The 8,007-nt window shown below is 50.0% G+C and carries 5 protein-coding genes; all 5 read left to right on the top strand.

Going from position 1 to position 8,007, the window contains the following annotated elements; all coding sequences use genetic code 11:
* Positions 1 to 92: 92 nt before the first annotated feature.
* The 5 genes from NF543_RS17570 to NF543_RS17550 are packed head-to-tail and all read left to right on the top strand — an operon-like array spanning position 93 to position 8,004.
* On the top strand, positions 93 to 2,381 hold the full coding sequence (locus NF543_RS17570) for a hypothetical protein (protein WP_257669483.1): 2,289 nt from the start codon (positions 93 to 95) through the stop codon (positions 2,379 to 2,381).
* A gap of 21 nt (positions 2,382 to 2,402) precedes the next feature.
* Positions 2,403 to 4,595 (top strand): DUF5005 domain-containing protein, encoded by a 2,193-nt coding sequence (locus NF543_RS17565; RefSeq protein WP_257669482.1) that lies wholly within the window; start codon positions 2,403 to 2,405, stop codon positions 4,593 to 4,595.
* On the top strand, positions 4,592 to 5,725 hold the full coding sequence (locus NF543_RS17560) for a DUF4185 domain-containing protein (protein ID WP_257669481.1): 1,134 nt from the start codon (positions 4,592 to 4,594) through the stop codon (positions 5,723 to 5,725). Before NF543_RS17565 ends, NF543_RS17560 begins: the two co-directional genes overlap by 4 nt.
* Before the next feature lie 51 nt (positions 5,726 to 5,776).
* A complete protein-coding gene (locus tag NF543_RS17555; protein ID WP_257669480.1) occupies positions 5,777 to 6,979 on the top strand; it encodes an Nramp family divalent metal transporter in 1,203 nt (400 codons plus the stop codon).
* Positions 6,980 to 6,987: 8 nt separating this feature from the next.
* The gene (locus tag NF543_RS17550) at positions 6,988 to 8,004 is read left to right on the top strand and encodes an NAD-dependent epimerase/dehydratase family protein (RefSeq protein ID WP_257669479.1); all 1,017 of its coding nucleotides are present in this window, start codon (positions 6,988 to 6,990) and stop codon (positions 8,002 to 8,004) included.
* Positions 8,005 to 8,007 lie beyond the last annotated feature (3 nt).

Raw genomic sequence — 8,007 nt, 5'->3', positions numbered from 1 at the left:
CATGCCCAGGACCTATACCCTGGGGCTCAATGTATCCCTGTAGATTGAATTCGAGTAAGAATAAGATGTTGTACTACTAAAACAAATAAATCATGAAAAGAGTTAGCTTTTCCCTAGCGGTTATCGGAATGCTTTGCCTGATATTTCAGGCATGCAGCGAAATCAAGGTGGGTAATCCCGATGAGTACCCTGACAGTCTCGGTATGGACCCGGGTATTATTGACTATCTCCCGATCGTTCCCGGAAGCGCGGGTTTTGGAATGCATACCGTAGCCGGGAGCGGCAGGCATCTTAGCACACCAGCGACAACGGTGATCAAGGTCACCAATCTTAATACTTCGGGTGCGGGTTCGCTGAAGGCAGCGATCGACGCTACGGGGCCGCGGGTTGTCGTGTTTGAAGTGGCTGGCACCATACAGTTGACGGGCGACCTGAGGATTTCCAATCCCTATATTACCATTGCCGGGCAAACCGCCCCTTCACCAGGCATCGCCATTCGGGGGGGCGGACTGACGGTCACTGCCCATGATGTACTTATTCAACACTTGCGTGTACGGGTTGGCGATAACCTTCCAGGGCCTTCTGCAGGCGATCGCGATGCGTTGAAGATCAATGGTACCCAGGAGCCAAATACCACATATAATGTGGTGATCGACCACTGCTCTTTTTCCTGGGCAGTGGACGAAACCATTTCGTTATGGAATGAAACAGGCGGTGTAACCGTACAGAATTCGATCATGAGCGAAGCGCTGAATAATTCCATTCACCCAGAAGGGGTTCATGGCTTTGGCCCCATTTTCGGTTATTTCGAAAGCAGTAAGGTTACTTTCGTTGGCAACCTTCTTGCCCACCAGGCTGGCCGGAATCCATTTTCCTATGCTGCCGAACTGGTGATGGCGAACAATGTGGTTTACAATTGGCAAGACCGCGCGGCTACGCTTGCAGGGTTACACGAGGTGGTGAGCAAAAATACGATAGTCGGGAATGTTTTTATCCGGGGTGCTAATACAGGCTCAAACAAGCCTATTTGGATGTGGGGTACTGGTTCAGCTCCTATGGTAGCGGGTTCGAAGGTGTATGTCGCCGACAATGCTGCAGTTGAATTTGATGGTTCGGATCCGTGGTCTGTTGTTTACAATGGAGCCGGTCCGGATTTTGTGGCCAGTACTCCCCCAACCTGGAATAACGGGCTAATGGTCCTGCCTACTGCCGAAGACCAGGTCTTGAACCGGGTAATAGCCGATGTCGGCGCCCACCCACTTGACCGTGATCCGGTGGATGATCGTGTTGTCAATGATGTTGTTAATGGGACAGGAAGCATCATTGATAGCCAGGACGATGTGGGTGGATGGCCTGTATTGAACGCGAATGCCAGATCACTTGCCATTCCGCCTAATAAAGACCAGGTGCAACCCAGTGGATATACCGTACTGGAAGAGTGGCTCCATACTTTTCCTGCAGACATTGAAGGTGCTTTATCGGAATCTGATCAAATAGTAAGCGTCTCCACTTCCACCTCGAAAGCGGCGGTAGCGTATGAAGGATTTGCCCAAGTGGGTAATGGGGTTTACATGGACCGGACCGATCCTTTATACACGTTTGCATCCATTCCGTCAGCTTACCAGGGGCTAGACGGGATCAGCGGATTTTGTGATGATAAGAGGGCGCATTCCGATTCGACCTATTATACGTTCACGTTGGCATCACCGGGGACCTTGTATGTTTTGTGGGATGATCGGGCAGCTCTGGCTTCATGGTTGACCAGCGACTTTACGGATACAGGTGATGATATCACGATCGATTCTGGTGTGGAGATGATAATCATGTCCGTCTGGTCAAAGAACATCGCTTCCGCCGGACAGCACACGTTGAATGGAATGGGTGGCACTGCCATTCAGTATACTGTTTTATTCAAGCTTGGAGACGGCATACCACCATCCGAAGAAATTATCGGTGTATCCACCTCCACCTCGAAAGCAGCGGTAGCGTATGAAGGGTTTGCCCAGGTGGGTAATGGAGTTTACTTCGATCGTACGTCACCTTTGTTTACATTTGGTGCGATTCCGTCAGCTTATCAGGGTCTTGACGGGATCAGGGGATTTTGTGATGATAAGAGGGCACCTTCCGATTCGACCTATTATACGTTCACGTCGGCATCACCAGGGAGCTTGTATGTTTTGTGGGATGATCGGGCAGCTCCGGCTTCATGGTTGATGAGCGACTTTACGGATACAGGTGATGATATCACGATCGATTCCGGTACGGAGACGATAAGCATGTCAGTCTGGTCAAAGAATATCGCCTCCGCCGGACAACATACGTTGAATGGAATGGGTGGCACTGCCATTCAGTATATTGTGTTGTTTGAACCAGAAAGTTAGTTTACTTAGATCTGACAACATATGACGTTAGCTAAACGGAAAGATCTGGTGCCGAAGTGCATGGTCCTATTTATGCTATTTGGGCCATTTTTCGCTGTCGCCTGCCACCGGACGGATGCCCCGGAAAAGAAAGCGAAATTTCCACCGTTCCAATGGGAATATGCCAGCCCTGAAAGCCAGGGCATGTCATCGGAGAAGTTGGATAAAATGAGCCTTACATTAGCTGAAAAGGGCACGAAAAAATTATTGATTATTAAAAATGACAAAATAGTTTATGAGTGGTTTGCCGAAGGATGGGAGGGCACCGTCAGGAGTCATTATACGGCTTCGCTGGCAAAGGCCTTGGTCGGCGGAATGTCATTGGCTGCAGCCCTAGATGATGGCTACCTGACGCTCGACCAAGCAGCCTGCCGCTATATCCCTCAATGGAAAGACGATTATGTAAAATCAAAGATCACCATCCGGCAATTGGCAACACATACCTCCGGACTGATGGATGCCGAGGGAACGGGAACCGATCATTTTGACCTTCCCGGCTGGAAAGGACAGTTTTGGCTGAATGACCCCGACCCCTTTTCGGTTTCGCGGGACAGCGCCCTGGTACGTTTTACCCCCGGTGAAAAATATGCCTATAGCAATCCGGGTATCGCAATGCTCACCTATGGTGTTACAGCTTCTTTGAAGAATTCGGAATACAGTGATATCCGGACCTACCTGAGGGAGCGTATATTTGGGCCCATCGGGGTAGATGAGCATGAATATACCATTGGTTATGGAAAAACCTATGAAGCGGGTGGGCTGAAGCTGGTACCCAGTTGGGGAGGAGGAGATTTTACGGCAAAGGCTATAGCCCGCATCGGTCTGCTCATGCTCCACAAAGGTAAATGGCAGGGAAAGCAAATCATCGATTCTTCCGCTATTGACCGGGTAACCGGATACAGCGGAACCGCGTTACCTACGCCTTTTTCCGGTAAGGGGAAACACAATATCCGGGACGAAAATAATCCGATACCGGCCACTACAGCAGGCTGGTATAGTAATTTTGACGGCGTTTGGGAAGGGGTTCCCCGAGATGCTTTTGGCGGTGCTGGAGCGGGCAATCAACTTTTGGTGGTTATCCCCAGCCTGAATATGGTCGTTATACGCATGGGAGAGAACCTCTATAACGCGTCAGAAGGAGAAGGTTTCTGGTTGGGAAGTGAAAAATATTTACTCAATCCACTTATGGATGCAACTGAAGAACCTCCGTATCCCCAGAGCAGCCTGTCAGTGGAATTTGCCCCTCCGGATGCTGTGCTACGTATGGCAAAAGGAGGAGACAACTGGCCGGTGACCTGGGCTGATGACGATAACTTGTACACGGCTTATGGCGACGGGAATGGTTTTTTGCCCTATACAGCTATCAGATTTAGTCTTGGATTTGCTAAAGTGAGCGGAATTCCACCTTCCATAAACGGCCTGAACTTACATTCCGCTACTGGAGAAAGAGTGGGCGACGGCAAACACGGCGTTAAGGCGAGTGGTATGCTCATGGTCGACGGGGTGCTCTATATGCTGATCCGGAATCCGCAAAGTTCGAGCCTGATGTGGTCAGACGATCACGGTGCAACCTGGGAACAGTCCGATTGGAAATTCGATGTTAGCTTTGGCGCTCCCACATTTTTAAACTATGGGAAAAATTACGCAGGCGCAAGGGACGAATACGTTTACATTTATTCACACGACGAAGCAAGTGCTTACAAAAATAGCGATCATTTCGTATTGGCAAGGGTGCCGAAAAAACAACTAAAGGATTGGCAGCAATATGAATTTTTTGCCGGTTATGAAAACGATAATCAGCCCAAATGGTCTGAAGACATCCGCAAAAGAAAACCTGTATTTACCAATCCCGGTAAATGTTACCGGTCCGGAATTACCTATCATAAGGGTTTGAAAAAATACCTGTGGTGCCAGACCCTTCAACTTACTTCCGGAGAACATACCGACGTCCGCTTCAAAGGCGGTTTGGGCATATTTGAATCGCCAAATCCGTGGGGTCCCTGGAAAACTGTTTACTATACACGGGATTGGGACATAGGTCCCGGAGAGACCTCTTCCATCCCGACCAAATGGATGGACCCCGATGACAAAACCTGCTATTTGCTGTTTTCAGGTGAGGATTATTTTTCGGTCAGGAAAATGATCTTCGGGACATTACAAACGAATGAACGATGAATCATACGAAAAAGATCTTAACGTTATTTACGGTGCTGCTTACTTCGTGGACTTTCGCACAGGAAATTCCTTATCCCGAAAGTCAGGTAATATCAGGTATTGAGATCGACTGGTCCACACACCAACGTCATGCCAAGGGGAGCGACAACTTTCAGCTTACTTGGGCAGATGACGGACACCAATATGGCATATGGGGAGACGGAGGAGGATTCGCCGGATCAGATGGCAGATACAGGGTATCATTCGGTGTGGCTAGAATAGAAGGAGACTACGATAATTACAAAGGTTACGATCGATACGGACATAAGGAAAGCGCTGAATACGAAGCGAAAATCAAAGGCAAGAGCTGGGGACTGGTTTGTGTGGGAGGCAATCTGTATGCCTGGATCCATCCGGACAGGGAAGAAGGATGGGGTGGTTGGGCTCAGCACCACTCCGAATCCAAGCTTTATGTGTCAAAAGATAAAGGGGCCTCATGGAAAGCGACAGACTGGGTATTTTCACCGGAAGAAAATTTGACAGGTGGAGGTATTCTGCAATTTGGGAAAAATGGCGCGGGCGCCAGCGATAAGTTTGTCTATCATTATTTTGTTCATCCCGATATTTTACTGGATCCAGACAAGGGGGAATCGGAACTCATGCTTCCCGGCAAAATTTACCTTTCAAGAGTTCATCGTGATAGATTGATGAAGCGAAAAACATACGAATTCTTTGGGGGATTTAGCGGAGACAAACCTATTTGGGTGAAAAATGTAGATGATAAAAAGCCGATATTTGAGGACAGCAATGGCGTGGGCACGCCCATGGGAATTAGTTACAATCCAGGACTAGAACGATATCTGCTATGTACCGGACACAGCAAGGGGCATTCCGGGTTGTTGGGTGTTTTTGAAGCACCTGCGCCTTGGGGACCGTGGTCTACGGTCACGTATGCTACGAATGAAACGTGGTTCGGGCACGATTATGATCCAAGCATTATGCCCAGAACCACTTTTTTCTGGTGTGTACCGACAAAATGGATGAGCGAAGACGGACGATCGGCGACCCTTGTTTTTACCGGGGGATGGGAATCCGGGGGTGTGTATAACGATTCCTTTAATACAGTGCGGGTTCGATTTGCAAAACCTTGATTTATATATACAAAGTTTAAATAAACTCAATAATAATCAAGTCATTTGACTATGAATAATATCAAACGCTGGCTGATGACCCTGGGCCCGGGTGTCGTAACGGCAGCCATTGTCTTCGGGCCGAGCAAGATTACCATTACTTCCAAGATGGGTGCCACCTATGGTTATGGGCTACTCTGGGTCGTGGTGGTCGCCATCTTCTTCATGATGGTTTTTACCAACATCGCATCCCGGATTGGGATGGCCACTGAACAATCACTACTTACGACCATCCGCCGGCGTTACGGCAAGTGGGTGTCGGGATTGATGGGTTTCGGTATTTTTTTGGTAGCCATTTCTTTTCAAGCCGGGAATTCCATCGGCGTAGGCATTTCCATCGCAGAAGCAAGTCATACGCCAATGGCGCCCTGGATCATTCTTTTTAACCTGATCGGCATTGCATTACTGTTTTTCCGCGATTTTTATAAGGTGCTGGAGCGGCTGATGATTGGAATTGTGGCATTGATGCTTTTCGCATTCGTGACGACCATGTTTCTTGCCCGGCCCAGCGTGGGCGGTATCGTGTCGGGTCTCGTACCGGTTATCCCTGATGAATCCTTGGGATTGATCATCGCCTTTTCGGCATCCTGTTTTTCCATTGTGGGGGCGTTCTATCAGGCGTACTTGATACAGGCGGCGCGGAAGGTCAATCCCCAGATGAAGCAGCATGAGAGCCGTGGGGCGGCAGGTATTGTCATGCTGGGCGTCATGTGTGCGGTGGTGATTATCTGTGCAGCCGCGGTGTTGCATCGGCAAGGAATACCGGTGACTAAGGCATCAGACATGGCCCAGGCATTGGAACCGCTTTTTGGGAGGTATGCCTCATATCTGTTTCTTATCGGGCTGTTCGGTGCTTCTTTTTCATCGATAGTGGGCAATGCTACCATTGGAGGCGCCATGCTGTCCGATGGGTTTGGCTATGGGAGTGGGTTGGACGCCAAAATCGTGAAAGGGTTCATCGCGTTGGTGATGCTGGCCGGCTGTGTCATTGCCATCGGTTACGAGAAGCCGCCCCTGGAAATGATTGTGTTTGCGCAACGTGTCACGATTTTTCTGGTGCCCTTTATCGGCATTGTGATGTATCGCATATCCTGCGACCGCACGATAATGGGACCTGAAGTCAACTCCCGCTTTGTCCGTGTGGCTGGTTTTGTGGGCCTCGCGGCGCTTATGGTGCTAGCGGTATACAATTTCAATGAATTATTCCTAAAATAACAATGAAGATGGATGAATTAATCGAATTGGAGCAAAGGATGCTGGGGCCCTCCCCGGCGCTGGTCGAAGACATCAGCCACATCAAGGGCGATATCCTGCTGCTCGGTGTTGCCGGAAAGATGGGCCCATCGATGGCCCGCCTTGCCCGCCGCGCAGCGGATATTGCTGGAAGTGGGCAGCGCATCATCGGGGTATCCCGGTTTTCCGACCCCGCTGCGCGTACAGCACTGGAAGCCGCTGGGGTAGAAACCATCGCCGCGGACTTGCTGGATGAACATCAATTGGCATCGTTGCCGGATGTGCCTAATGTCATTTACTTGGCCGGGCATAAGTTTGGGACTACGGGCAACGAGGCGTTTACGTGGGCGATGAATACTTACCTGCCTGGTGAGGTCGCTAAGAAATATCGCCAGTCGAATATTGTGGCATTTTCATCTGGCAACGTGCTGCCATTTGTGCCGGTAACGGCCGGCGGCGTATCAGAAGAGGCCCAGCCTGCGCCGGTGGGCGAATATGCGCAATCTTGCCTCGGTAGGGAGCGTATATTCGAGTACTTTTCGGCCAAAAATAACACGCCGGTCTTGATCTACCGGTTGAACTACGCGGTGGATTTCCGCTATGGGGTCATGGTAGAGATTGCCAAATCGGTGCTCCGCGAGAAGCCAATCGATTTGCGTACGGAAAACGTCAACGTGATCTGGCAGGGCGATGCCAATGAGATCGCCATCCGTTCGTTGCTCCATTGCACGTCGCCCGCCCGCGTTTTAAACGTGACCGGGCCGGAGACACTCTCCATCCGGTGGATAGCGGAACAATTTGGCCGGCTAATCGGCAAGGAACCCATGTTTGTCGGCGAAGCGGAGGGGACGGCGCTGCTGAATAATGCATCGGCATGCCATCGCCTTTTCGGTTACCCACGGGTGACCGTTCGGGAAATCATCGAAGTGACGGCGCGGTGGTTAATCAACGGTGGGGAAGAACTGAATAAGCCTACCCATTTTCAGGAAAGAACAGGAAAATTTTAGGTG

This window comes from Parapedobacter tibetensis, assembly GCF_024704835.1.
Lineage (GTDB): Bacteria > Bacteroidota > Bacteroidia > Sphingobacteriales > Sphingobacteriaceae > Parapedobacter > Parapedobacter tibetensis.
Note: the sequence above shows the minus strand (reverse complement) of the source record. Positions and strands in the feature narration are given on the sequence as shown.

Excerpts from the sequence above, each read along its gene's own strand:
- NF543_RS17570 (WP_257669483.1), top strand. The coding sequence starts at position 93 with ATGAAAAGAGTTAGCTTTTCCCTAGCGGTTATCGGAATGCTTTGCCTG.
- NF543_RS17565 (WP_257669482.1), top strand. The coding sequence starts at position 2,403 with ATGACGTTAGCTAAACGGAAAGATCTGGTGCCGAAGTGCATGGTCCTA.
- NF543_RS17560 (WP_257669481.1), top strand. The coding sequence starts at position 4,592 with ATGAATCATACGAAAAAGATCTTAACGTTATTTACGGTGCTGCTTACT.
- NF543_RS17555 (WP_257669480.1), top strand. The coding sequence starts at position 5,777 with ATGAATAATATCAAACGCTGGCTGATGACCCTGGGCCCGGGTGTCGTA.
- NF543_RS17550 (WP_257669479.1), top strand. The coding sequence starts at position 6,988 with ATGGATGAATTAATCGAATTGGAGCAAAGGATGCTGGGGCCCTCCCCG.